Genomic DNA, 24,717 nt, shown 5'->3' on the forward strand with positions numbered 1-24,717 from the left:
GGTCCGGGCAGCCTGGGCTTTTGACCTCCCGCGCTCCACGGCAGTGGCTATCTTGCTTCGCAGGTCTTCTGAGTAACCGTTCATGCAGCGATGTTCTCACCAGTCCATCTCTACCGCAACATGCTGTGAGGCTATTGGCGAGTACGCACACGAACAAAACCAACAGTTGATCAAATCTGTAAACCTCGCTCGCGCTATGTTAGTTTCGACGTTACAAACCCTGGTCACAAACGGCTGGACTGAACCACGTTTTTATTATCAAGTAGAAGGCTCTTCGGAAACGTAATAGCAGCTCTGCAGTATCAAATCGTAAGATCATCAGGATGTCCTCTACCTTGGCGAGGACATCCTGACTCGACCCACTTACCTTTAAGCTACGAGTAGCATCGGGCTCTCCAGCAGCCGCTTTACCTCGGCCATGTACTGCGCGCCCTCCGCGCCGTTCGCTATGCGGTGGTCGGCGGAGAGGGTGAGCTTCATCATGTTCGCCGCCACGACGTTACCCTCGTCGTCGAAGTCCGGGCGTCGCTGGATGCTGGAGACGGCGACTATCGCGGCCTGGGGCTGGTTGATGATCGCCGAGAAGCTCTCCACCCCGAACATGCCCATGTTGGAGACCGTGATCGTGCCGCCCTGGTACTCGTCGGGCATTAGCTTACCGTCGCGGGCGCGCTTTGCGAGGTCCTTGGAGGCCCGGGAGATGGCCGAGAGCGACTTCCCGGCGCAGTCCTTTATGACCGGGGTAATGAGTCCGGCCTCTAGCGCCACGGCCATCGCCATGTTAACCGTCTCGTGCACCTCGATGCCTTCAGAGGTGTACAGAGAGTTGATCTTGGGATACCCGGCGACGGCGAGCGCCACGCCCTTCATTACGAAGTCGTTTACGGAGAGCTTGTCCCCCTGCTCTTCGAGGGCCGCGTTTAGCTGCTTGCGCAGGGCGAGTGCCTCGTCCATCCGCACCTCTACCGTGGCGTAGAAGTGCGGGACCTCCTGCTTTGACTGCTGCATCCGCTCGGCGATGACCTTCTGCATCCTGGAGGTCTCCAGGATCTCGGTCCCCTCCGCCCCGGTCGGCGGCGGTAGCTGCGTCTCTCTGGGAGCAGACTGTGCGGCGGCCTGGGGCTGTGCCTGCTGCTGTGCCTGCTGCTGGCCGTCTCCGGTCTCTTCGGGCGCGGACTCTGGCGCTCTCTTGGCGGTGCCGCTCTCCATCGCGGCCCGCACGTCACGCTCGACGATGCGTCCGGCGGGACCGCTCCCGTCTACCCGTGAGAGGTCGAGGTCGTTCTCCTTCGCCAGCCGCCGGACTATCGGGGAGGCGCGGAACTGTCCATTCGAGCTTCCGTTCGCGCCATCTCCTGGAGGCGCCGCCGGCTGTGTCCCGGACTCTGCGCTTTCGCCGCCTCCGCCGCTCCCGGTCGCGGTAGCCGTTTCGCCGCCGCCTGAGGCGCCTTCTTCCCCGCCGGCCTCTGCCTCGCCGCCACTCGCGGAAGCGCCTCCGGCGCCACTTTCTGCGGGCGGCTCTTCGCCTTCGGCCAGGATCACGGCCACCGCGTCGCCGACGGGGATGTTGTCGCCTTCGGAGGCCCGGAGCTCGTGCAGCGTGCCCGAGTTCTCGGCCTCTAGCTCAAGGGTTACCTTGTCGGTCTCTATCTCGGCGAGCGGGTCGCCCTCATTCACCTCGTCGCCCTCGGAGACGATCCAACGTACGAGGGTGCCCTCCTCCATCGCGTCGCCCATCTTGGGCATAATGACCTCCGGCATTACACCACCTCCTGATAAAGCACCCGTTTTGCAGCCGACGCCACCTGTTCCTCACCCGGGAACGCCTCTATCTCCAGGTTCCTGGCGTACGGTGCCGGTACCTCCGCGCCGCTCACGCGCTCCACGGGGGCGTCGAGGTGATCGAACGCCTGCTCCTGGATAATGGCGGCCACCTCGCTGGCAACCCCGAACCACTTCCACTGCTCCTGCACCACGACGGCCCGGTGGGTCTTCTGGACCGACTCCACGATGGTCTTCTCGTCGAACGGCCTCAGGCTCCGCAGGTCTATGACCTCCGCCTGTATACCCTCGTCCGCCAATGTATCGGCGACGCGTAACAGCAAGTTCACCTGCCGCCCGTAGGAGATCAGCGTCACGTCCGATCCCTCGCGGGCTATGCGCGCCTGCCCGAAGGGGACGGCGTTATCTCCGTCCTCGACCTCGCCCTTGGTGCCGTAGAGCGCGCCGGCTTCGAGGAAGATGATGGGGTTCGGATCCCGGATGGCGGTCAGCATCATGCCCTTGGCGTCGTTCGGGGTTACCGGGGCCACGACCTTCAGACCCGGGAAGTGGCCGTAGAAGCTCTCCAGGGAGTGGGTGTGCTGGGCGGAGAGCTGCACGCCGCCTCCGTTGGGGCCGCGAATGACCATCGGCACCTGTACCTGACCGCCGGAGAAGTACCTTAGCTTCGCGGCGTTCTGGATGATCTGGTCCGCCGCCAGAAACGAGAAGTTCCAGGTCATCATCTCCACGACAGGCTTCAGGCCCATCATCGCCATGCCGATAGCCGCCCCGGTAAAGCCGCCCTCGGATATAGGAGTATCCATTACGCGCTTGGGGCCGAAGGTGTCTATGAGGCCGTCGGTTATGAGGTGAGTGCCGCCGTAGACGCCGATGTCCTCGCCCATGAGCAGGACGTCCTCGTCGCGCTCCATCTCCTCGGACATCCCGGCCCGCAGGGCTTCACGATAAGTCCTTGTTTCGCTGCTCTCAGCCAACCTACTCCTCCCCCATGTACTCGTCGGCTCCGGCGTAGACGTCGGTGTAGAGCTCGCTTATGTCCGGCTCCTCGCTCTCGTCGGCAAACTTTACGGCCTCGTTCACCGTCTCGCGGGCCTCGTTCTGGTACTCCTCCAGATCGCCCTCGGTAACGGCCTCTCTATCCAGCAGCTTCTTCTCCAGAAGCCCTATCGGATCGCGCTCGCGCCACTGCTCGACCTCTTCCTTCGTGCGGTACTTCTCGAAGAAGTCGCCCGCGCCGTGGGGGGCGGTGCGGTAGGTTATGACGTCCACGGCGTGGGGCTGTCCGGTCTCGCGCACCTTCTGCGTGACCCTCTCGGCGCACTCCAGCACGGCCTCGAGGTCCATGCCGTCGACCTTCTCGTTCTCGATGCCGTAGGCGTCGAACTTCGCGGCGAGGTCGGTCATCGCCGTGGACCGCTCCACCGAGGTGCCCATGCCGTACTGGTTGTTCTCCAGAATGAACAGGCACGGGTTCCAGCCTTCCTTGCCCCACAGCCCGGAGAGGTTGGCGGCCTCGTGGAAGGCGGCGTTGTGCATGGAGCCGTCCCCGAGGTAGAGCTGCACCATCGAGTCTTCATCAGACTCCTCGGAACCTTCGTGGTAGCGCATGGCGTAGGCCATCCCCACCCCGAGCGGTATGTGCCCGGCGACGATGCCGTAGCCGCCCATCAGGCCCCGCTCGACGTCGAACAGGTGCATCGAGCCGCCCTTGCCCTTGACCATCCCGGTGCCCTTGCCGTACAGCTCGGCCATGACCTCCTTGGGGTCCGCGCCGAGCAGGAGGGCGTGGGCGTGGTCCCGGTAGGCGGTTATGACCTTGTCCCCGTCCTGCTTGTGGTCGATGAAGCCTGTCGCCACCGCCTCCTGGCCGATGTAGACGTGTAGATAGCCCCCGACCTTACCCTGCCGGAAGCCCTTCTGAGTCGCCTCCTCGAAGGTGCGGATCTCGACCATCTTGCGATACAACTCGACGAGACGCTCGCCGTTCGTGGCTACGGAACCACTCTCGGCCTGCTTTTTACCCTCTGACATAAAGAGTCCCCTTCCCTGGAGGTCACACCCGGCAGCTTACCCTATACCTTTGTCTGTTGTACGTTCCACGAAGCAGTATATACTTTTCCTATATCTGGAATCAAACTTTTCTATACCCCGGTCTCATTCCGCTTTTTGCAGTCTTATAAGGTGCTCGCGGGCGGCTTTGAAGGCGCGGGCGCGGTGGGAGTCGGCGTGCTTGGCGTCGCCCATCTCGGCGTAGGTGCGAGCGTCTCCCTCCGGGATGAAGATGGCGTCCCACCCGAAGCCGCCCTCGCCGCGGGGAGCACTGGCGAGGCTCCCGGAGACCTCGCCGGGGAAGACCTCCACGCCGTTCGCGGCGGCTATGGCGACGGCGCAGACGGCACGGGCGTCGCGGGGCAGGCCGTCGCGCAGCATGCCGCAGATACCCTCGTTGCCGACGGCGGACATGAACCACTTGGTAAACGCCCCCGGCAAACCGTTCCAGGCTTCGATCACGAGCCCGGAGTCCTCGACGAGCACGGGGAGGTCGGGAGAGCCCAGGGCGCGACGGGCCTCGCGGGCCTTTTCTGCGGCGACCTCCCGCGGGTCCAGGGCCTGTATCTCCGGCACTTCGGGGCTCTCGGAGCGGAGCTCCACGCCCAGGATGCCCGCCGCCTCCCGGCGCTTGTTCTCGTTCGAGGTTACGAATACGGCTTCCACGTCGGCTTCCACATCGGCTCCCATAGCTCCCATGTGCGCATCATCTCACGGTGCGAGGTTTCGGGCGCGGCCCGGCATCAGCGCCGGACCCGGTCGCTTTATACGCTTACCTATACTACGCGCGGCGCGTATGGTACAGTCGCCGTCATGCTCGTCGCCAGGGTCGCAAGCTCGAAACGAGACGGGGGTCGGGTCTACCCCGCAGATCCCCGCTCCAGATCTTATGCGGGTCCGGCGCGGCGCTTTTGCGGTACTTATGTAGATAGTCGTGTAGGTAGCTATGTAGGTGCTCGTGCAAGGTATTTACGAGATGTACACGTTAATTCCGTGACCTCCGCGTAAGAGACGCTACCGGGAAGAGGTAAGTCAGGTATGGCACTGGTTGATCTGGATCGTTTCGACTTTCTGTACGCCAACAGGGTAAAAGGCATGAAAACGGCGGCGACCCGCGACCTCATGGCCACGCTATCGCGGCCCGGGATCATCTCGCTGGCCGGAGGTTTCCCGGATACCAAGGCATTCGGCGAGGAGGCTTTCAAGGACCTCTCGGACGACGTGGCCCAGGGCTTCGCCCAAGCCCTGCAGTACGGGCCGACCGGCGGTCTGGAGACCATAAAGGACGTCATAGTGGACGTGATGGAGGCCGAGGGAGTCTCCACGCGCCAGGAGGACGTCTTCATAACCACCGGAGGGCAGCAGGGCCTGGACCTCGTCGCGAAGACCTTCCTGGACGAGGGTGACGGGATAATCTGCGAAGGCCCGACCTACGCCGGGGCGCTCAACGCCTTCGCCGCCTACCGGCCCAGGATCATGCACGTCCCGATGGACCGTGCGGGCATGATCCCGGCCGCCGCCCGCGAGTCGCTGGAGAAGGCGCGCAAGCAGGGCGTACACGTGAAGTTCATCTACACCGTGCCCAACTTCCAGAACCCGGCCGGGGTGACGCTCGCCAAAGAGCGCCGACGGGAGCTACTAGAGCTTGCCAGAGAGTACGATCTCGTGATCCTGGAGGACAACCCGTACGGCATGCTCCGCTTCGAGGGCGAGAGCCTGCCCACGCTCGCCTCGCTGGAGCAGGAAGACAACGGCGAGGTCGAGCGGGTGGTATATCTGGGGACCTTCTCGAAGATATTCGCCCCCGGCGTGAGGCTCGGGTGGGTCCACGCCCAGCCGGGGATACTGCACAAGATCAACGTCGGCAAGCAGGGAGCGGACCTCTGCTCCTCGAACCTCTCGCAGATGATGATCTCCTCCTTCTTCCAGAACTCGGACTGGCGTGGCTACGTGAACCGCCTGAACGACATCTACCGCGAGCGGCGCAACGCGATGCTCGACGCTTTAGCGGAGTTCATGCCCAAGGACGTGCACTGGACCCACCCCGAGGGCGGGCTCTTCGTGTGGGCCACCCTGCCGAGCTACATAGACGCCACGGCGATGCTGCCCCAGGCGATAGCAAAGAACGTCGCCTACGTCCCCGGCGAGGGCTTCTACGCCGGAGACGAGGGCAAGAACTGCATGCGGCTGAACTTCTCGTTCGTGGAGTCGGACAAGATCCGGCGCGGCATCGAGCTTCTGGCGGAGGTGATCCGGGAGCGCATGGAGCTGCGCGGCAGCCTGGAACGTGGCTCACACTCGGGCTCGCACGCCTCGCAAGCCTCACAGGCTGCGGAGAAGTCCTCCAGCAGAAAGTCCGGGTAGCGGTAGATGGCCCGGGTAGCCGTCCTATCCGGCGGGCACTCGATGGAGCGGGAGATCTCCATCGTGACCGGCACCCGTGTACGCCGGGCGCTGGAGCGTCTTGGACACGAGGTCCATAGCCTGGACCTGGACGAGAGCACCACCGATACCTTGATGCAGAGCCGCCCAGACGCCGCCTTCGTGTGCCTGCACGGCGTCGGTGGCGAGGACGGCACGGTGCAGGCGGTGCTCGAAACCCTCGGCATCCCCTACACCGGCAGCGGCCCGCTCTCCAGCATCCGCTCGATGGACAAGGACTACGCCAAACGGATGATGCTCGCCGGGAACGTCGCGACCCCGCCTTTTCGCACCTTCCTCCGGCGCGCCATGCGCGAGATGGGCGCGGCGAGCGCGCTGGAGGAGGCGGCGGAGTCAATCGGCTATCCGCTGCTCGTAAAACCCGCCCGCGGCGGCTCCGGGATGGGCATCTCGACCGTGGAGTCCGGGGAAGGTCTGCTCGACGCCGCGTACGAGGCCCTCGGCTACGACGCCAAGATCATCCTGGAGAAGCTGGTATCCGGGACCGAGATCACGGTCCCCGTAATAGAGCCTCACGGCGAGCCCCCGCGCGCGCTCGGCCTGGTCGAGATAAGGCCCCAGGACGGGGCCTACGACTACGGGGCCCGCTACACCCCCGGCATGACCGACTTCGCCATCCCCGCCGAGATCCCGGCCGAGGCGGCGGTGAAGGTCGAGGAGGCCGCGCTCGACGCCTACCGCACCCTGGGATGCTCGGGATTTGCGCGGGTGGATATGATCCTGTCGGACGACACGCCCTGGGTGATAGAGGTCAACTCCATTCCAGGCTTTACCGAGACCTCCACGCTACCCATCGCCGCCGAGGCGGCGGGCCTCTCCTTCGACGACCTCGTCGAGACCATCCTTGAAAGCGCCCTCCACACGGAGGCGACGGCCAAGCTGTAGCTCAACCCGCTTCTTGTCGCGGATGGGGCAACGTTATGGGTGTGCTCTCTAACCCCCGTGGGCCTCGACCGAGACGGGTTGCCACTCGTTCCACTCGGCCAGGCGCGACTCGTAGTCCTCGGTTGCGATCTCAATCGGCTTCTCGCCGAAGAAGATCCGCAGCGGCGGCTCTTCGGCGTCTACCACCTTGAGGATCGCGCTCCGGGTCGCCGCCGGATCGCCCGGGCTGGCGGCCGACGGACGGTTCTTTGCCGCCTCACGGACCTCAGCGTAGGCCGGGTTCTCCTCGCTTTTCGCCGCGGACGCTCCGGACCATTCCGTCGAGTACGGGCCGGGCTCTATCAGGGTTACGTTGATGCCGAAGCCCGCAGCCTCCCGTGAGAGCGACTGAGAGAATCCTTCGAGAGCCCACTTGGAAGCGTGGTATGCGCCGACCGTCGGGAACGCGCTGATGCCGCCGATGCTCGACACCTGGATGATGTGTCCCGAGCCCTGCTCGCGCATGATCGGCAGCGCCGCCTGCGTGATCCACAACGCACCAAACAGGTTCGTCTCCATCTGGCCCCGGATCTCACTCTCGCTGAGCTCCTCGACCATGCCAAAGTGCCCGTAGCCAGCGTTGTTCACGACCACGTCGAGCCGGCCAAAGTGGTCCGCGGCCCTCTTCACGGCGTCGAAGTCGGCGTCGCGGTCGGTAACGTCGAGCTGTATCGGCAGGAAAGCATCGCCGTAGGCGTCGACGAGCCCATCCAGGGTATCGAGCTTACGGGCGGTCGCGGCCACCCTGTCTCCCCGCTCCAGGGCGGCCTCCGCCCATTCCCGTCCAAAGCCCTTCGACGCACCGGTGATAAACCATGTCTTGGTCAAGGTAATTCCTGTCCTTTTGGATAGCTAAGCAGGCCCAGTACCCGAGTCTAAACTATCAATCCTCTACGTCAGATAAAACAGGGCCGCGACGCTCTAGCTTACGGCCTCTTCCGCCGCCACGGCCGAAGACTCCGATACGAAGCGATCCAACTCCGCCAGGGCCATCTCGGATTGGCGCTCACGGCGCTCGGGCTTCGAGAGCCGGCGGCCATTCTCCTTTTTCGGGGCGGTCGGGACGAGGCCCCAGTTGGAGTTTATTGGCTGTAGGGTGCCGTCCTTTACGGTGATGTAGCGGGAGAGGGCCCCGATCATGGTCTCCTCCGGCAGCCGTACCTCTTCTTCGCCCCGGGCGGCGCGGGCGGCGTTTACCCCCGCGATGAGACCCATCGCCGAGCTCTCGGTATAGCCCTCCACGCCGGTCAGCTGTCCGGCGAAGTACAGCGGGGGGCCTCCAGAGTCACCCGAGCGGACGCGCATCGTCTCGGTGAGCATCCGGTTGGAGGGGAGGTAGGTGTTGCGGTGCATCACGCCCATGCGCGCGAACTCGGCGTTTTCCATGCCGGGGATCGTGCGGAACACGCGCCGCTGCTCGGGCCACTTGAGCCGGGTCTGGAAGCCGACGAGGTTGTATAGCTGGCCCTCGGCGTCGTCCTGACGGAGCTGCACGACGGCGTAGGGCTCCTCGCCGGTTCGCGGGTCGGGCAGCCCGACGGGCTTCATCGGGCCGAAGCGCAGGGTCTCGGGGCCGCGGCCGGCTATGACCTCGACGGGCATGCAGCCCTCGAAGTACATGTCCTCCTCGAAGTCCTTTATCGGGGCGAGCTCCGCGTTCGTCAGCTCCTCGACGAAGGCGTAATATTCTTCTTCGTTCATCGGGCAGTTGAGGTAGGCGGCCTCACCCTTGTCGTAGCGGCTCGCGAGGTAGACCCTCTCCTCGTCCACGGACTCGCGGAAGATTATCGGGGAGGCGGCGTCGTAGAAGTACAGCGTCTCGCCGGATAGCTCGGCTATGTGATGCGCCAGCGCGTCCGAGGTGAGCGGGCCGGTCGCGATCACGGTCGGACCGGACGGGATCTCCTGCATCTCTTTTCTAACGAGCGTTATGTTCGGGTGGGACTCAATCGCCTCGGTGACGGCGGCGGAGAAGTCCTCGCGGGCCAGGCCGAGCGCGCCGCCGGCGGGGACGCGGGTCCTGTCGGCACAGCGCAGGATCATGGACCCCAGCCTGCGCAGCTCCTCCTTCAAAAGACCGGACGCGGTGGTTAGCGAGAGGTTGCCCAGAGAGTTGGAGCACACGAGCTCCGCCAGGCCCTCGGTGTGGTGCGCCGGCGTGGGCTTCTCGGGACGCATCTCCCAGAGCTCGACCGAGCAGTCGGCCTCCGCCGCCTGCCACGCCGCCTCGCTACCGGCAAGCCCCCCACCGATCACCGTTACATCCGCCATGTCCAGACCCCGTCCGTCTCGTTTGCACTATGCAGCGCCATGCAGCGCCGTGCAGCGCCACGCCACGCTCTGCCCGCGTTCCGCTGGCGCGCATTCTACGTCAGGGTAGCGGGATTTCAAACAGAGCTTTGCGAGCATAGCAGGCTCCCGGAGCGGGGACCGCGGGTGAGCCGGGGCGGGGCCGGAGACCGGGAGGCTCAGAGGGGAAACCATGGTGCCAGATGCGACCTGGCGGAGCATCCGGGGGTTCTAGCGCTCAGCTCTGCTCCTCGGAGTCCTTGTCCTCGGCGAGGGTGAACTCCAGGCCCAGCATGCTCAGGTACGTGCCCGTGGCGAGAAAAGGGCACAGAAACCACGCGAGGCCGCTGCTCACGAGATACCCGGTCAGGGTCGCCACCGCCACGCTCAGGCCCACGGCGGGGATGTGGAAGTTGCCCCAGAGCTCTACGCTGTGCAACTGCCCGCCAGAGTGCCCCCGGATGCCACCGTAGGCCAGCGCCCCGACCACCGCGAAGGCCAGTACCACCCCCACGATGAACACCAGGACCTGGGGAGGACCCGGTGAGCTCCGAAAGCTCGACGTGACCGCGCCGGTACTCCAGACGGCCAGCGTGAAGCCGTACGGGGCGGCGCTGGTGCCGATCGCCGAGCGCAGGTTCCTCCAGTACTCGTGGCCTTCCACGTCTCCCCTTTCCGCTAGCCCTCTCTGCCCGTTTACCCCTCCGAGAGCCGAATAAACCCAGCCCCCCCACGAGGCCGCCTCCCGGGCAGGGATCGTGAGCTTCGTAAGAACGAGACACGGGCAAGACGTACGGCATCCCCAACGATGGTACAAATCGGGCCCGGACGTTTTACGGGCAACGCGTCCAGACACCGGTTAATCTGGACGTTTCCCTATCTTCCGCGGGGCTCTAGCGGCTAATACGCGGCCCCGGCCGCTTACGTTAGTGCTCGCCGTCGCCGTAGTACCGGCCCTCGGCGGCGGTAAACTCCGCGCCGAGAGCGAGCAGGTAGCAGGCGGTGGAGGCAAAGGTGGCGAGCAGCCAGACGAGGTCCGTGTGTACGAGGCTCGTAACGAGCACGGCGGCCCCGATGGCGAGCCCGACGGACAGGAAGTGGAAGTTTCCCCAGAGCGAGGTCTTGGGTCGTTTCTCGCCGTTGTCGCCGGTAAAGTCACCGAAGGCCATAAAGCCGATGAAGGCGAAGGCGAGCACGGAGCCCGCCGCGAATGAGAGGGCGTTTATCGCGCTCGGGAGTCCCTGGGAGTCAATGATCACGGCGCCCGTGGTCCACACCGCGAGGGTAAAGCCGTAGGGGGCGGCGCTCGAACCCACCGCCGCCCTGAGGCTTCGTCCGTAGCGCCGCCCGATCACGTTCTATCCCCGCTCCGCTGTTACCAGGCGGTCGCGCCGCCGTCCACGGAGACGGTCTGGCCGGTCATGTACGAGGCCGCGTCAGAGGCGAGAAAGACGGCCACGCCCTTTAGCTCCTCGGGGCTGCCGAAGCGGTGCAGCGGGATGTCGCGCAGCATCTCGTCCTCGAATCGCTCTATGAGCGCGCCGGACATCTTTGTCGGGAACCAGCCGGGGGCTATGGCGTTGACGTTTATGCCGTACTGGGCCCAGCTGGTGGCGAGGTCGCGGGTCATGGAGACCACGGCGCCCTTGGTGGAGTTGTAGCCCACGGTCTGCATGTAGGGCGGCCGGCCGCCGGAGAGCGCGGCCACGGAGGCGATGTTTATGATGCTCCCGCCCGAGCCGCGCCGGATCATGCGCTTGCCGACCGTCTGGGCCATTATGAAGGTGCCGCGCAGGTTTACGTTCACCACCTGATCGAAGCGGTCGAGGGGCATCTCCTCCGGCGGGGCTCCCCAGGTCGCGCCGGAATTGTTCACGAGGATGTCCACGCCGCCGAACTCGCTCTCGGCGGCGTCCACGACGGCCTGCACGCTCTCGGGGTCGGAGACGTCGCAGGACATCGAGATCGCCTGCCCGCCGCGCCCGTTTATCTCGTCCTTTACCTCGTCACAGGCTTCCTTCTTTCGCGAGCACAGGACGACCTTCGCCCCGGCGTCGGCCAGGGCTTCGGCCATGTAGCGCCCGAGGCCTCGGCCACCGCCGGTCACGATGGCGGTCCGGCCGTCGAGCCGGAAGAGATCCAACGTATTCAAAAAAGCTCCTCCCTGATCACGTCCTACGATACCCGCATACATACCCGCGTGTGTACCCGCGTATCCTACCGGAACTTCGAAACGCCGGGTGGGCGACCGCCCTCGGCGCTCCGCCATACCCCTCTAGCTCGGGGAGGGCGGGCTCGCGGCTTCAGCCTCTGCCTCGTCGGCGAGCACGCGCCTCAGGAGCTTGCCGACGGTGGACTTCGGAAGCTCCTCGCGGAACTCCACGGACTTCGGCACCTTGTACGGGGCGAGCCGCTCCTTGCAGAACTCCAGTATCTCTTCCTCCGTGGCAGAGCCGCCGTGACGGACGACGAACGCCTTGACCGACTCGCCCCGGTACTCGTCCGGCACGCCGACGGCGACCGCCTCGGAGACGCCGGGGTGCTCGAAGAGGACCTCTTCGATCTCCCGCGGGTACACGTTGTAGCCGCTGGCCAGGATCATGTCCTTCTTGCGGTCCACGATGTAGAAGTAGCCCTCCTCGTCCATGCGGGCCACGTCGCCGGTGTAGAGCCAGCCGTCGCGGAGGGTGTTCTCCGTCTCTTCGGGCATACCCCAGTAACCCTTCATCACCTGCGGACCCTTTACGACGAGCTCGCCGGGCTCCCCGACGGGCATCTCCCTCTCGCCGGTCTCGGAGTCCACGATCTTTGAGTCGGTCGAGGGGATCGGGACGCCTATGGAACCTTCCCGATTGTCGCCGAGAAACGGCGGGTTGAAGTGGGTGACCGGGGAGGCCTCCGAGAGCCCGTAGCCCTCGTACAGCGTCTTGCCGGTCTTCCTCTCGAAGGAGCGGGCGAGCTCCACGGGCAAGGCGGAGCCACCGGAGTTGTAGGTGCGGATCCTGTCGAAGCCGTAGTCCGCGAGGTCTTCGAGGGCGGCGAGGCCCGTGTACATTGTGGGCACCGCGGCGAACATCACCGGCTCCTCGCGCTTTACGAGCTCGGCCATCTCCCGCGCCTCGAAGCGCGGCACGAGCAGCTGGTTCAGCCCCTGCCGGATGCCGAACATCATCACGCAGGTCAGCCCGAAGATGTGGAAGTACGGCAGGACGCCCACGATCTTCTCGTTGTTAGAGAAGGCCGACTGATCGTCTATGAACAGATCCAGGGTCTGGGAGACGTTGGCCATGAGGTTGCGGTGCGTGAGCATCGCGCCCTTTGAGAGACCGGTCGTCCCGCCGGTGTACTGCAGGGCGGCGAGGTCCTCCTCGGGGTCTATCTCCACGCCGGGTGCGGCCCCGGATGCCGACTTCAGGTAGTCGTCGAAGAGGCTGTCTTCCTCCTGTATCTCTGCCGAGCCCTGCAGGTCCACCACGATGACCTCGTCAACGCCGGTCTCGGACTGGACGGCCTTTACCCGAGGGTACATGTCGGCGTAGACGATCACCTTCTTCGCTCCGGAGTCCCAGAGGATGTGCTCGATCTCCCGCTCGACGTACATCGGGTTTAGCTGGGTGACGGTCGCCCCGAGCCGCACGGTGGCGAAGAACGAGACGATGTACTGCGGGCAGTTCGGCAGCATCACGGCCACCCGGTCGCCCTTCTGCACGCCTCTCTCGTGTAGCGCCCCGGCCAACCCCTCGACCATCTGCCCGAGCCCCTGGAACGAGATCTGACGCCCGTAGAACGTGACGGCCGTCTTATCCGAGTGCTCCTGCAACGCCTCGTTCAAGAGGTCGGTCAGGGAACCCTCCGGTATCTCGGTCTCGGGCTCCGCGAACCCCGCATAGTGCTTTATCCACGGCTTCTCCGTAGCAGCCAAAACTTCTCCTTCCAAAAGGGCCGCGGACCACTACCGGCCGGCGGCGCGTCCTTCCCACATACCAGATACTATAATCAAAAATGATATCTTGCGAACGTTGCGGACAGCCTTTGGACCGAGGCTCACACGCTGGTGACGCCCTCGCTCTCGAAGACGCGGAAGGTGCCGGTGCCCATCGCCACCAGGTTCCCCTCCTCGTCATAGACGCTGCCCTGGGCGGTAGCCATGCGGCGTGTGCGGTGCAGCACCTCGGCGTGGCAGATTATGCGACCGCCGTTCACCGGGCCGAGAAAGCGGGTGTCCATCTGGATGGTCGCCGCCCGCAGGCCGACCTTCGAGAGCACGGAGATGCCCATCGCGTTATCTATCAGGGAGGCGTAGACGCCGCCATGCAAGGTGCCGTTGCCGTTTAGGTGATGATCCTCGACGTCTATGTACAGTATCGCCCGGCCGGGCTCGACCTTCTCGACCCTGGAGCCTATGTGGCGGGAGAAGGAGATCGCCTCGTCGAAGTACCGGGCGAGCTTCGTGAGCCGCTCCTCGTCCAGGGCTCCGGTATCCAGGCCGTTCTCCACCGCCTCCTTCTTGAGCTCCTCCAGATCCGCCTTCTCACCCTGCGACAAGCGACCGTCCTCCGGGCTCTCTGAGTTTTCTGGCATCGTTCCCTCCCGCTGATAGTGATCTAATTAGGCTGGTGAGCTACCAGGGTTATCCGGCTTCGTGGACGATGGGCTCCACGAACTCCGCGGTGCCGGTAATCATCGTCTCTAACGGGGTCCTGGCGTACACCTCGAAGCCGTACGTAAACCTGTCGGGTCCGCGCCGTGCCTCCATGCCGCCCTTGACCTCCTTGGCCTCTTTGAGACCTGTCGCCGTACCGCCGACGCGCAGGGTATCTCCGAGCCGGACCATGCCCGTAAAGCGCACGTCGAGGCTGCTCACGTACCCGTAGGCCAGATGCGGCGAGAACAGACGCCCCAGCGTGGCGGCGGTCAGCATACCGTGAGCTATTATCCCGGGCAGCCCGGACTCGTGGGCGGCCTCGTCAACGGTGTGGATGGGATTGTAATCGCCGGAGGCCCCGGCGTACTTTATGAGGTCGAGGCGGGTGATCGGCTCTAGCTCGATCTCCTCCAACTCCTCGCCGGCCTCCCAGCGCGACCCCGGCGCTCTCGCCCCGCTCACCGCGCCAGCCTCTCCCGCACCTGCTCCGTAACGACCACGGTGTCGTCTGAGGTGAAGATGCGCTCCCCCTCCGGCGTCTCGCCGGTGCGCTCAAACACGAGGAACCCGAGCCTGCCGCTACGCCCCTCACGGTCGAAGGACCGTTTCAGCTCGACCCGGCACACGACACTCTCTCCGACGTACAGCGGCCGCTCGTACACCGTGTTGTGGCCGCCGTGGATCAAACCCTCCAGCGGTAGCTCGGCGCCGGGCACCGAGCCATACTCGAAGGTGCGCGGGAAGGTCGGCGGCGCGATGAGCCCACCGTGTACGCTCCGCCGGGCCGCCTCCGGGTCGGTGTAGACCGGGTTCGGGTCGCCTATGGCCTCGGCAAAACGGCGCACCGCGACCCGCTCCACCGGGTTCTCCACGGGCTCCGAGCACCGCCCGACATACTCCTCGAAAAGCGCCAAGCTACCCTCTAGGCCTTTGGCCCGCCGGCGGCGTACAGCACCTGGCCGCTTATGAACGACGCCTCCTCGGAGGCGAAGAACAGCGCGGCGGCCGCGACGTCCTCGGGCCTGCCGCCGCGCCCGACGGGTATCTCCTTCGCCCGCAGGGCCGCGAACTCCTCGAAGTCCTCGTACCCCAGCCGGGCGGCGGTGGTCCGGGTCATCTCGGTCTCTATGAAGCCCGGTGCCACGGCGTTGGCGGTTATGCCGAACCGCCCGAGCTCGGCGGCCAGGGTCTTGGTAAAGCCCTGCAGCCCGGCCTTGGCGGTCGAGTAGTTGGCCTGCCCGCGGTTTCCGAGCGCGCTCGTGGAGGAGATGTTCACGATCCTGCCGTACCCGCCGTCAACCATGTAACGCTGCGCCGCCCGGCAACAGTAGAAGGCTCCTGCGAGGTGCACGTCCATCACCGACGCCCACTCCTCGTCGGTCATCCTGAAGAGCAGGTTATCGTGGGTGACTCCCGCGTTGTTTACCAGGACGTCCAGGCTTCCGTGGCGCTCCGCTGCCTCCTCAACCACCCGGTCCACCGACTCGCGATCCGAGACGTCCAGCGAGACCCCGTACGACTCCCCGGGCAGCCCGGAGGCGGTACCCGCGGCGGCGTCCCCGTCCAGATCCGCGACGCACACCCTCGCGCCCTCCCCGGCGAAGCGCCGGGCTATGGCCGCTCCTATGCCCCGCGCCGCGCCGGTGACCAGTGCCGCGCGGCCCTCCAGCCTACCCACCGCTTTCGTTCCCCTCCCCGGAATCGTAGAATCCGCCGCCGGTCTTGTGTCCGAGCCTGCCGGCCCGCACCAGACGCTTCAGAGAGTTCGGAGGCGTGTAGTACGGGTCGCCGGTCTCCTCGTGCACGTAGTCCGTAACGTCGAGCGCCACGTCCAGCCCGATAAAGTCCCCGAGCTCGAACGGACCTATGGGGAAGCCGAGCCCCTTCTTGACGAGGAGGTCTATCTCCTCCTTGCTCGCAACACCCTGCTCGTACAGCCTCACCCCTTCGAGCATGAACGGCATCAGAAAGCGGTTAGCCACGAAACCGGGCACGTCGCCCTCGACCACGACCGGCAGCTTGCCGAAGCTCTGTATTAGCTCTTTCACGCGCTCAACGGTCTCGTCGCTCGTGTGATACCCCCTCGGCACCTCTACCGCCTCCCTGACCGGCGGCGGGGTAAAGAAGTGCGTGCCGCAGACCCGGTCGGGGCGCGCGGTTGCGGAGGCGAGATCCGTTATGGAGATGGACGAGGTGTTAGTGAGCAGCAGGGCTTCCGCCGGCAGCAGCACGTCCAAAGCGGCGAAGGCCTCCTTCTTGGGCTCCACCCGCTCGACTATCGCCTCTATTACCGCGCCGCAGCCGCCAAGCTCTACCACGTCGGTGGTCCAGGAGACCCGCCCGTACACCGTCTCGGCATCCTCCGGTAGACGCCCTTTGGAGGCTAGCTTCTGTAGCCCCTCCCGCACGTACCGCTGACCGCCTTCGAGCGCCTCGACGGAGCTGTCGCACGCGACGACCCCGTAGCCGCCCTGCGCCGCGACCTGGACTATGCCCGCGCCCATCGTACCCGTACCCAGCACGCCTATCGTGCTTATGTTTTGCGACAAAGTTACTCCCCTCTCCGAGAGAGTTCGTAGGCGTGTTGGATCAGGCTCTGGACGCGTTTACCGAACGAGGCGAAGCGTTCGTCGGAGGTCTGTCCGGCGACGTAGCGGGCGTAGATCTGCTGCAGGATCACGGCGAGCTTGAAGTAGCCGAAGGGTAGATAGAAGTCCATGGCGGACAGGTCGCGGCCGCTCTTCTCGGCGTAGCGTTGCATGAACTCCTCCCGGGTGAAGAATCCGGGGGTGTCGGTGACGGTCGGCAAGACCTCCTTGAGGTCCTCCGGATCGTCGGGCTCGACCCAGTAGGAGAGCGAGACGGCGAGGTCGAAGAGCGGGTCTCCGATGGTGGTCATCTCCCAGTCGAGGACTGCCCGCACGTCGGTCAGGTCTCCGGGGTCGAGGACGAGGTTGTTTAGCTTGAAGTCGTTGTGGATGATGGTGGCCGGCGGGCTCTCGGGCACGTTCTCTGCGAGCCAGCGGGTAAGCGGCTCCACCTCGGGATACTCGTCGGTCTTGGCCTTCTCGTAGCGCCCGATCCAACCCTCCACCTGACGCTGGAGGAAACCTTCCGGCCGCCCGAGGTCCGACAGCCCCGCCCCCTCCCAGTCGACGGCGTGGAGCTCGACGAGCGTATCCACCACGGTGCGCGAGATGCCCTGGCAAAGCTCCTCGTCCGGCTCTACTCCGGGCGGGAACTCGGCGTCCAGCACGAGGCCCTTGCGGTGCTCCATTACGTAGAAGGGCGCGCCTATCACGCTCTCGTCGTCGCAGAAGAAGTACGGGGCGGGCGCGAGCGGATAGCTCTCCGACAGCCGCGCCAGGATGCCGGACTCGCGGCCCATGTCGTGGGCCTTGGGCGGCACCGGGCCAAACGGCGGGCGGCGTAGCACGCCTTCCCAGGCTGGCTCGTTACCCTCGCCGCTCTCGTCGCGGATTCGCAGCAGATACGTGAGGTTGGACGCGCCGGAGGGGAACTGCTCGACCTCCAGCTCACCGGCGGGGAGACCGTCTATGTGTTCCCGCAGGTAACGCTCGACCGCCGCGAGGTCGAAGCCTTCTCCCTCGCGGACCCTGATCGTCTCCGACATCTAGGCTCCGTCTCTCTCGTCGGCGGGCTTGCGGGACACCAGGGCCCACTCTCTCTTCCGGGTCGTCAGATTTGTCACAACTGTCGGGTGCATCGTTTTCTCCTTTCCCGGCTAACTTCTCTCCGGCGCGGGGCGCGGCTCTTGCGGGCTCCCGGAATCCAGGCGGAACAGGCTTCCGTCCCGCACGGCGGGGACCAGGCCGCTAGCCCCCACGTCTCCGACGAACCGGAGCGTCTCTTCACGGTCGTTACCCGCGAACCAGCGTCCGGCCCGGCTCTCGCGGAGGGCTCCCAGAGGATCGTCTCCGAGTCTCTGGGCGGAGTCCAGCGCGAGCCGGGCGGCATCGTTGAGCCTGGCCCCGGAGTTGACGCCGGACGGATCCAGTCGGGACGTGATCTCCACGGCCCCGAGAAAGTCCTCCAGCGTGAAATGTCCTCCGGAGCCCGCGCAGACTACGTACAGCTTCTCCGGGTCGGCGCGCAGCAGGTAATCCGCCACCGCCGGGGCGTTGCGGAGGCAACCGACCAGCAGCTCCCGGGCCGTGGCGGCCGCCGAGAGGGCGCGGGTGCCATTCGTGGTTACGAAGATCACATCCCGCCCGGAGACCAGCGAAGGCGGGTACTCCTCGGGCAACGGCCCGCAATCGTAGCCCTCGATGTCCCGGGCGTCCTGCTCGCCGCCGTAGATCGGGGTCTCGGGCAGACTCGCGCCGATCTCCGCAGCCTCCTCTAGACTGTCCACCGGGAAGACCCGGCGAGCGCCGTTCTCGAAGATGGTCAGGAGCGTGGTAGTAGCCAGAAAGGTGTCTATGACGACGACCGTGGCGTCGGCGATCCTCTCCGGCGACACCTCCTCCCGCGTCATGAGAACCCTGATCCTCCGCACGGGCGCTATCTTACATAACTCCGCCCCGCCGGACACGCGACGCCCGCGCGCCGGCCCATCCGGGGTCGCCGGAATATAATCCGGTCCGTGAGCGGGAGTCGTCACCCGGAGGATCGCCGGCTTGGATAGCAAGAATCGTTTCCCCTACCTCAGGCTGGTGCTCGGGGTGGCGTGTATCGCGGCGGGCATAGTAGCGGGTCAGCTGGTGGACCAGAGACTGATGCTGATCGCGATGTTTCCGGCGGTCGCCCTGCTCTCGGGCGTTATAGTGAGCCTCACGGCCCCGCGAGCCCCCAAGACGCCCGAGACGCCAGGGACCGGGCAGCCTCCATCCTTCTCGTCCGCGGAAAGGGAGCTCATGGCGGCGGTGTGGAACGCCGGTGGGCTGCGCCCCGCAGAGGCCGCGGAGAAGACCTCACTCTCCGAAGAGGAAGCCTCGGAGCTACTCGCCGGCATGGCGGAGAAAGGCTATCTCAGGGTGAGATCCGGAGAAAACGGCCCCGTATACGAGCGCGCCGCCGGCTAGCCGGTTACTCGGAGGGCCCGGCAGTTCCGTGCGTGGCTCAGTGACGCACCACCATGACCGGGCAGTGGGCGTTGCGCACCACGGAGTCCGAGACGCTACCCAGTAGCGCCCGCCGCATACCGCCGAGGCCCCGGCTGCCCATCACGATCAGCCCGACGCCCTCTTCTTCTCCGAGGGCCACGATCTCCTGATCCCGGCTCTCACCGACCCTGACGTGGGCCTTCTCCACCTTGCCACCGGACCGCTCGATCTTGCTTACCTGCTCCTCCAGCGTCTTCTGGGCGCCCTGTCTGACGTTCTGTATCAGTTGCTCGTAGTTGAGCGTCGGACCGGCCTCGGTCAGATAAGCCGGGTCCGGGCTGCGCGCCACGGTGACGACGTGCAGCTCGGAGTTGGTGCTGTTCGCCAGGTCTACCGCCGTCGCGTTGGCCAGCTCCGCGTCCGGGGAACCATCGGTGGCGAGCAGTATCCTGGTCGGGAAAACGCTCACGGCAAGCTCCTCCTCTCGTCCGGAACCTTTTGAAACCTACCTATATAGTATCATAAATTCCTAGCGCGTGGAAGCTCGTGTTGCGTAAGGGCGGCTACCCGTGCAGGGTCTCGCCGGTTCTTTCTTCTATCTTCTGCACGTACTGTTTTGGCTTCGTCTTGCGCTCCAGGCCGTTCGCGGCCATGTAGCGGACCTTGCCGAACACGGGGCGCTCTTTCCAGCCCTGGTCGTGCTGGCCGAAGACCCAGGATACGTTTGCGTAGGAGTTCGCGTCGCGGCCGTCTATGAAGTACTTGTTGTTGAGGTACAGGGTTCTCTGGTAGGCGTCTTGTGGGTCCTCGGTCCACTCCAGGATCTTCTTCCCCCAGTACATGCGCATGTAATTGTGCATGTAGCCGGTGTGGACCATCTCCATCATCGCGGCGTTCCAGTACTCATCGTGGGTCTCGCCGTTCTCTAGCTGTTCCGTGGTGTATACGTACTCGCGGCTATCCTGCGCGTGCTTTCTGAGGGTGTCCTGCGCCCAACCGGGCAGACACGAGAAGGAGTCGTAGTCGGGCTCGTAGAACACGAAGTTCATCGCCAGCTCCCGCCGCACGGTCAGCTCCTCTATAAAGGAGTCCTTGTCCTCCTGCGGGCCGCCGGAGCCGAGGACCGTCAGGGCTACCTCTATGGGCGAGATGTGACCGTAGTGCAGATACTTGCTCATGTGCGAGACGTCGTCGGTCTGGGGCTGGTTGCGGTTGCCAGAGTAGGTAGAGATGTTGCTTTCGAGGAACGCGTCCAGCGCCCGGCGGGCTGCGGTGTGACCGCCGCGGAACAGGTGCCCGAGCGGCTCTACACCGCGGTCCACGTCCAGAGAACCGAGAAGCTCCTCGGGGCGGTCGAGATCCTCCCCGGAGACACTCATGTTCAGGGACTGCTTGTCCGGGATGGTAGGGTCGAGTCCAATTAAAAAGTCGTCACGATGGCGCTGTATCTTGGGCCGTAGCGTGCGGGCGGCGGTCTCCTTCTTGTCGGAGGCGAGCTCGACCGGCACGACGACCTCGGACTCCACCTGCACGACCTCACGCCCGGCCTCGTTCGCCACCTTCTCGCGCCAGGCGCGCTGGTGGCGCAGGTAGCCCCGGTCACAGACCACGAGCGATGCGTCGGCGGCGAGATCCAGGGCCACCGCGTCGGGCGCGCCACGCCGCACCACGAGCTTCAGCCCGCGCTCCTTGAGACCGTCCCGCACGTCCCGCAGCCCATCCACCAGGAAGGCAAAGTGCCGCAGGTTGGCCTCGGGGTAGTCGTCGGTGAGGCCAAAGGCGACGAGCAGGCGCTGGTCGAGGGAGTTGGCGCGCTGCACGGCGTACTCCAGCGCGTGGTTGTGGCGGGCGCGGACGGCGGCCTGCATCCAGTACAGGACGTAGTCGCCCCCGACGGTATCCTCCCCGTTTAGCGGCTGTATCCGCTCGCTCTGTATCTCCGCCGTGCCGCGTGTCGTGGACAAATCACCCTCCCGGTTTCGAAGCGAACTCCTGGTCTGATCGGGCTACATCTAGCAGAATCCACGCGCCGGTACTGGGTTAGCGGCTACACTCTCGTGCACATAGCGCGTACACGTCACGGTTACAAGGTCACCCAGGACTGATAACATCAGCTTCTAAGACGATACAGGGTCCGCGCCGCACCGGAGCGCGCGGTCCAGAGGAGATAGGCTGCTTGGTAGAATTCTTTTCAAACCTGTTCCACCCCATGATCGTGCTGCTCGGCGGCATACTCACGTTCTTTCATGGACTGGGGGCCCCGTGGTGGCTGGCGATAGCCCTGCTCACGATAGTGGTGAGGGGTGTGCTCTTCCCGCTCACCGTCAAGCAGGTAAAGAGCATGCGCCAGATGCAGGAGTTGCGCCCAAAGCTCAAAGAGATTCAGGATAAGCACAGCGGCGACCGCCAGAAGCTCCAGGAAGAGCAGATGAAGCTGTATCAGGAGACCGGGGTAAACCCGGTTGGCGGATGTCTGCCGCTTTTGATCCAGATGCCGATCTTTATCGGGATCTTCTACACGATACGCGAGTTCGGCGGAACCTCGGGCATGATCGGGGTTCCCGACACCGCGGGCACCATAGAGAGCTTTACCAGCGGCGGGATGCTGTGGTTCCAGAACCTCAGCCAGCCCGACCCGCTATTCTTGCTGCCCGTGATCTCGGCCGTAACCATGCTCGGCTCGATGGAGATGACCAACAAGCAGATGGAGCCCCAGATGCGCTGGGTCATGCGCCTGATGCCGATAGTGTTCGTCTTCTTTACCATCTTCTTCCCCGCCGGTCTTCTGGTGTACATAGTTACCAGCAACCTCGTGACCGTGTTCCAGAATTACCTGATCTACTACCGCGGTCCCGGCCGTCAGGACGCCGCGGAGACCGGGAGCGCCGGAGATACCAACGGCAAGCAGTCCGGGAAGGCGGGCTCCACGAGCTCTGCCGACGGAAACTCTGCTAACGGGAGCGGGAAAAAGACCTCGAACGGCGTCCAGTCCAGCCAGTCAAACAAGGCGGCTCAGGCGAATGGGCATAACGGCGGCTCGCAGCAGGGCGGCTCCAAGCAGGGCTCGTCCTCTAGCAAACGCCGCAAGAAAAAGAAGAAGAAAAACTGAAGTCCGGGAGAGGCGGCGGGGATAACCGCGCCGCCTCTCCCGGCTATTTGCTCTACTCGCCGGTAAAGGCAGGCTCGCGCTTGTCGAAGAAGGCGGAGATCCCCTCGCGATGGTCGGCGGTGTGGCCGCAGAGGGTCTGGCCCTCGGCCTCCCTTTCGAGAGTCTGCGGAAGGTCGGCGTCGAAGCTCTCGTGCAGGGCAGCCTTCATCTCGGCCAGCGCCCGGGTGGGGAGCTTCGAGAGGCGCTCGGCCAGCTCACGCCCCTCTTCGGTGACGGAGCCTCCGGGGACGACGCGGCTCACGAGACCGAGGCGCCGGGCCTCGGCGGCGTCGAGGTCGTCGCCGAGCATGGACATCTCAAGGGCGCGGCCCAGGCCTACCATGCGCGGCAGGAAGTAGGTGATCCCGGCGTCGGGCATCAGCCCGATCTTTATAAACGCCACCGAGAACCGCGCGCCCTCCTCGGCGACCCGCAGGTCGCAAGCGAGCGCGATGCCGAGCCCCGCGCCGTAGACCGGCCCGTGCAGCACGGCGACCACCGGCTTCCGTAGACCCACGATCTTCGTGACCAGGCGACTGTAGGTGCCGCGCAGATACTCGCCGAGATCTGGCCCTTCTCCACTCTCCTCGCCATGCTCGACGACCTCTCCGAGGTCGGCCCCGGCGGAGAAGCCCCGGCCCTCACCACGTAAGAGCACGGCGCGTACCTCATCATCGGCGTCGGCCTGCTCGAAGGCGGCGTAGATCTCCTCGTGCATCTTGCCGTTGAAGGCGTTCATAACCTCCGGGCGGTTCAGGGAGATCTCGGCCACCCCGTCCCGCTTCTCGTAACCTATGGTCTCGAACGTTTCCTGCAAGTTTGTATCCTTTCAAAGAAGGTGCCTGGGCTGTGGCCGGCGACACTTCAAGAGGTGTCCGCTTCCCGCGGGCATTGTAAAGGAGCAGGCCCGGGGCGTGTCGTGATGGCTGGGGCACTAGAGGATAAGCAGCCCGCCCCCGATCACCACCCCGCTCACGATCAGGATCAGCGCCGTGTAGCCCATTATGTCCCGGATGGTGAGGCCCGCTATGGCGAGCAGCGGCAGGGTCCAGAACGGCTGCACGAGGTTGGTCCAGGCGTCGCCCCAGGCAAGACCCATCGCGGTCTTCGCGGAGTCCGCGCCGAGCCCGCCCGCGGCCTGCATCATCACCGGGCCCTGCACGGCCCACTGGCCGCCGCCGGACGGGACGAAGAGGTTGACGATACCGCCGCTTATAAACGCCCAGAAAGGCAGGGTGCCGGCGGCCGAGAAGCTGGTAAAGAAGTCAGCGATGGTCGTTATGAGCCCAGTCCCGCTCATGATGCCGAGTATGCCGGCGTAGAAAGGGTACTGGAGGATGATGCCGTAGGCCGTGCGTGCCCCGTTCGAGAGGCTGTCCAGGTAGTGCCGGGTGTCCGGCACGAGCAAGAGCCCGAGCACCAGAAAGGAGAAGATGGCGATGTTCAGCTCCAGCGTCCCGCCGTCGAAGACGTACACGGCTATGTAACAGAGCCCGAGCAAGCCCAGTATCAGCGGCACGAACCTCATACGCTCCAGCCTGACCGAGATCGGGGGCCGCCCGGCCGCCGAGTTCTCCGGGTTTTCAGAGCTATCCGGGCCCTCCAAAGACCGGCCGTCTTCTTGTTCCTCTTGCCCTTCTTCCTCTTCCCGGTGTCCCTCCGCCTCGGCGACGACGCTCTCGGGGATGTCCACCCTCTCGGAGGGGTCTCTGGGGCGCATCAGCACCAGCGCGAGGGGGACGATGATCACCAGGGCGGCGAGGATAATGAGCGTCGTGGAGGAGAAGAGGGTCTGGGTAACGGGGATGACGCCTATCTCGCCGGCCAGGAAGTGATCCTCGGTGGCTATGAGCAGCGGTACCGATCCGCTGTATCCGGCGTGCCAGACGATAAACCCCGAGTAAGAGGCGGCGACTATGAGAGGGTAGTGGACCCGGCCCCGGTGGACGACGCCCATCTCCCGGGCCACTATCGCCCCGGCGACCAGGCCGAATCCGTAGGAGATCCAGCTACAAACCATCATTATCAGCACGGTCGCCACGATAACCTGCACCTCGTTGCGCGGCAGACGGGCGAAAGCCTTCAGGGCCCGGCTCACGGGCGGAGTGTTGGCGAGCGCGAACCCGAGGACCACGAAGAGCGTCACCTGCATGGTGAACTCCAGCAGGTCGAAGAAGCCTTCGCCCCAGTACCCGACGACCTCCACGGGCCCGGAGCCCTGGAGCATCCCGAACACGAACACGAGGATGGTTATAAAGAACAGAAAGATGAACGCGTCCGGCAGATAACGCTCGGCGACGCGGGTAAACACCCGGGCGACTGCTTGCACTAATATTCTCCTCTCCCCGGTCCCGCCGCCCGCACCCGGC

At 65.0% G+C, this 24,717-nt stretch carries 25 protein-coding genes; 4 read left to right on the forward strand and 21 right to left on the reverse strand.

Translation table 11 applies throughout. The features are described from left to right. Positions 1-369: 369 nt before the first annotated feature. The 4 genes from ABD53_RS12675 to ABD53_RS12690 form a co-directional block, all read right to left on the reverse strand. Positions 370-1,761: a dihydrolipoamide acetyltransferase family protein gene (locus tag ABD53_RS12675; protein WP_047866187.1), complete on the reverse strand. Its 1,392-nt coding sequence runs from the start codon at positions 1,759-1,761 to the stop codon at positions 370-372. Next, entirely contained in the window at positions 1,761-2,759 is a 999-nt protein-coding gene (locus tag ABD53_RS12680) for an alpha-ketoacid dehydrogenase subunit beta (protein ID WP_235401600.1), read from the reverse strand. The genes ABD53_RS12675 and ABD53_RS12680 overlap by 1 nt, the downstream gene beginning before the upstream one ends. Position 2,760: 1 nt before the next feature. Next, positions 2,761-3,816 (reverse strand): thiamine pyrophosphate-dependent enzyme, encoded by a 1,056-nt coding sequence (locus ABD53_RS12685; RefSeq protein ID WP_047866188.1) that lies wholly within the window; start codon positions 3,814-3,816, stop codon positions 2,761-2,763. A 123-nt stretch (positions 3,817-3,939) separates the two neighbouring features. Beyond that, the gene (locus ABD53_RS12690) at positions 3,940-4,512 is read right to left on the reverse strand and encodes a non-canonical purine NTP pyrophosphatase (protein ID WP_160309694.1); all 573 of its coding nucleotides are present in this window, start codon (positions 4,510-4,512) and stop codon (positions 3,940-3,942) included. A 360-nt stretch (positions 4,513-4,872) separates the two neighbouring features. On the opposite strand from ABD53_RS12690, the gene ABD53_RS12695 reads away from it, so the two are divergent. Both ABD53_RS12695 and ABD53_RS12700 read left to right on the forward strand, forming a co-directional pair. Then, entirely contained in the window at positions 4,873-6,198 is a 1,326-nt protein-coding gene (locus tag ABD53_RS12695; RefSeq protein WP_047866190.1) for an aminotransferase-like domain-containing protein, read from the forward strand. Between the two features lie 6 nt (positions 6,199-6,204). Continuing rightward, positions 6,205-7,161, forward strand: coding sequence for a D-alanine--D-alanine ligase family protein (locus tag ABD53_RS12700; protein ID WP_047866191.1), 957 nt, complete (start codon positions 6,205-6,207; stop codon positions 7,159-7,161). 48 nt (positions 7,162-7,209) lie between these two features. Here ABD53_RS12700 and ABD53_RS12705 read toward each other — a convergent pair whose 3' ends face one another. From ABD53_RS12705 to ABD53_RS16130, 13 genes are all read right to left on the reverse strand, one after another. Then, positions 7,210-8,028 carry an SDR family oxidoreductase gene (locus ABD53_RS12705; protein ID WP_047866192.1) on the reverse strand — a complete coding sequence of 273 codons (819 nt, stop codon included), beginning with the start codon at positions 8,026-8,028 and terminating at the stop codon, positions 7,210-7,212. A 93-nt stretch (positions 8,029-8,121) separates the two neighbouring features. Continuing rightward, a complete protein-coding gene (trmFO, locus tag ABD53_RS12710; protein WP_047866193.1) occupies positions 8,122-9,471 on the reverse strand; it encodes a methylenetetrahydrofolate--tRNA-(uracil(54)-C(5))-methyltransferase (FADH(2)-oxidizing) TrmFO in 1,350 nt (449 codons plus the stop codon). A gap of 256 nt (positions 9,472-9,727) precedes the next feature. Beyond that, entirely contained in the window at positions 9,728-10,153 is a 426-nt protein-coding gene (locus tag ABD53_RS12715) for a hypothetical protein (RefSeq protein ID WP_047866194.1), read from the reverse strand. A gap of 262 nt (positions 10,154-10,415) precedes the next feature. Then, positions 10,416-10,844, reverse strand: coding sequence for a hypothetical protein (locus ABD53_RS12720; RefSeq protein ID WP_047866195.1), 429 nt, complete (start codon positions 10,842-10,844; stop codon positions 10,416-10,418). A gap of 20 nt (positions 10,845-10,864) precedes the next feature. Next, complete coding sequence (locus ABD53_RS12725; protein ID WP_047866196.1) at positions 10,865-11,641, reverse strand: SDR family oxidoreductase; 777 nt, start codon at positions 11,639-11,641, stop codon at positions 10,865-10,867. A gap of 123 nt (positions 11,642-11,764) precedes the next feature. After that, positions 11,765-13,411 carry a long-chain-fatty-acid--CoA ligase gene (locus ABD53_RS12730; RefSeq protein ID WP_235401603.1) on the reverse strand — a complete coding sequence of 549 codons (1,647 nt, stop codon included), beginning with the start codon at positions 13,409-13,411 and terminating at the stop codon, positions 11,765-11,767. A 122-nt stretch (positions 13,412-13,533) separates the two neighbouring features. After that, the gene (locus ABD53_RS12735; RefSeq protein ID WP_053058047.1) at positions 13,534-14,070 is read right to left on the reverse strand and encodes a PaaI family thioesterase; all 537 of its coding nucleotides are present in this window, start codon (positions 14,068-14,070) and stop codon (positions 13,534-13,536) included. A gap of 49 nt (positions 14,071-14,119) precedes the next feature. After that, positions 14,120-14,596, reverse strand: a complete 477-nt coding sequence (locus ABD53_RS12740) for a MaoC/PaaZ C-terminal domain-containing protein (protein ID WP_047866197.1) — start codon at positions 14,594-14,596, stop codon at positions 14,120-14,122. Then, positions 14,593-15,048, reverse strand: a complete 456-nt coding sequence (locus tag ABD53_RS12745; protein WP_047866198.1) for a MaoC family dehydratase N-terminal domain-containing protein — start codon at positions 15,046-15,048, stop codon at positions 14,593-14,595. The genes ABD53_RS12740 and ABD53_RS12745 overlap by 4 nt, the downstream gene beginning before the upstream one ends. 8 nt (positions 15,049-15,056) lie before the next feature. After that, positions 15,057-15,812 (reverse strand): 3-oxoacyl-ACP reductase FabG, encoded by a 756-nt coding sequence (gene fabG / locus ABD53_RS12750; protein WP_047866199.1) that lies wholly within the window; start codon positions 15,810-15,812, stop codon positions 15,057-15,059. Beyond that, positions 15,805-16,683, reverse strand: a complete 879-nt coding sequence (locus tag ABD53_RS12755; protein WP_235401607.1) for a 3-hydroxyacyl-CoA dehydrogenase family protein — start codon at positions 16,681-16,683, stop codon at positions 15,805-15,807. The genes fabG and ABD53_RS12755 overlap by 8 nt, the downstream gene beginning before the upstream one ends. 2 nt (positions 16,684-16,685) lie before the next feature. Then, positions 16,686-17,768 carry a phosphotransferase family protein gene (locus ABD53_RS12760; RefSeq protein ID WP_047866200.1) on the reverse strand — a complete coding sequence of 361 codons (1,083 nt, stop codon included), beginning with the start codon at positions 17,766-17,768 and terminating at the stop codon, positions 16,686-16,688. Positions 17,769-17,879: 111 nt separating this feature from the next. After that, positions 17,880-18,632 carry a 2-phosphosulfolactate phosphatase gene (locus tag ABD53_RS16130; protein WP_053058048.1) on the reverse strand — a complete coding sequence of 251 codons (753 nt, stop codon included), beginning with the start codon at positions 18,630-18,632 and terminating at the stop codon, positions 17,880-17,882. Positions 18,633-18,774: 142 nt separating this feature from the next. Here ABD53_RS16130 and ABD53_RS12770 point away from each other — a divergent pair, with 142 nt between their 5' ends. Then, positions 18,775-19,179: a hypothetical protein gene (locus ABD53_RS12770; protein WP_047866201.1), complete on the forward strand. Its 405-nt coding sequence runs from the start codon at positions 18,775-18,777 to the stop codon at positions 19,177-19,179. Positions 19,180-19,216: 37 nt separating this feature from the next. Here ABD53_RS12770 and ABD53_RS12775 read toward each other — a convergent pair whose 3' ends face one another. Together ABD53_RS12775 and ABD53_RS12780 are read right to left on the reverse strand one after the other, a co-directional pair. Continuing rightward, the gene (locus tag ABD53_RS12775) at positions 19,217-19,669 is read right to left on the reverse strand and encodes a universal stress protein (protein ID WP_047866202.1); all 453 of its coding nucleotides are present in this window, start codon (positions 19,667-19,669) and stop codon (positions 19,217-19,219) included. Positions 19,670-19,763: 94 nt separating this feature from the next. Beyond that, positions 19,764-21,164 carry a deoxyribodipyrimidine photo-lyase gene (locus ABD53_RS12780; protein ID WP_047866203.1) on the reverse strand — a complete coding sequence of 467 codons (1,401 nt, stop codon included), beginning with the start codon at positions 21,162-21,164 and terminating at the stop codon, positions 19,764-19,766. 212 nt (positions 21,165-21,376) lie between these two features. Here ABD53_RS12780 and ABD53_RS12785 point away from each other — a divergent pair, with 212 nt between their 5' ends. Continuing rightward, on the forward strand, positions 21,377-22,309 hold the full coding sequence (locus ABD53_RS12785; protein WP_053058049.1) for a YidC/Oxa1 family membrane protein insertase: 933 nt from the start codon (positions 21,377-21,379) through the stop codon (positions 22,307-22,309). 52 nt (positions 22,310-22,361) lie between these two features. Here the strand turns inward: ABD53_RS12785 and ABD53_RS12790 are convergent, their stop codons facing one another. Together ABD53_RS12790 and ABD53_RS12795 are read right to left on the reverse strand one after the other, a co-directional pair. Then, entirely contained in the window at positions 22,362-23,165 is an 804-nt protein-coding gene (locus ABD53_RS12790; RefSeq protein WP_047866204.1) for an enoyl-CoA hydratase/isomerase family protein, read from the reverse strand. Positions 23,166-23,282: 117 nt separating this feature from the next. Then, positions 23,283-24,677: a short-chain fatty acid transporter gene (locus ABD53_RS12795; RefSeq protein WP_047866205.1), complete on the reverse strand. Its 1,395-nt coding sequence runs from the start codon at positions 24,675-24,677 to the stop codon at positions 23,283-23,285. Between the last annotated feature and the right edge of the window lie 40 nt (positions 24,678-24,717).

The sequence above is a fragment of the Rubrobacter aplysinae genome (assembly GCF_001029505.1).
GTDB lineage: Bacteria > Actinomycetota > Rubrobacteria > Rubrobacterales > Rubrobacteraceae > Rubrobacter_A > Rubrobacter_A aplysinae.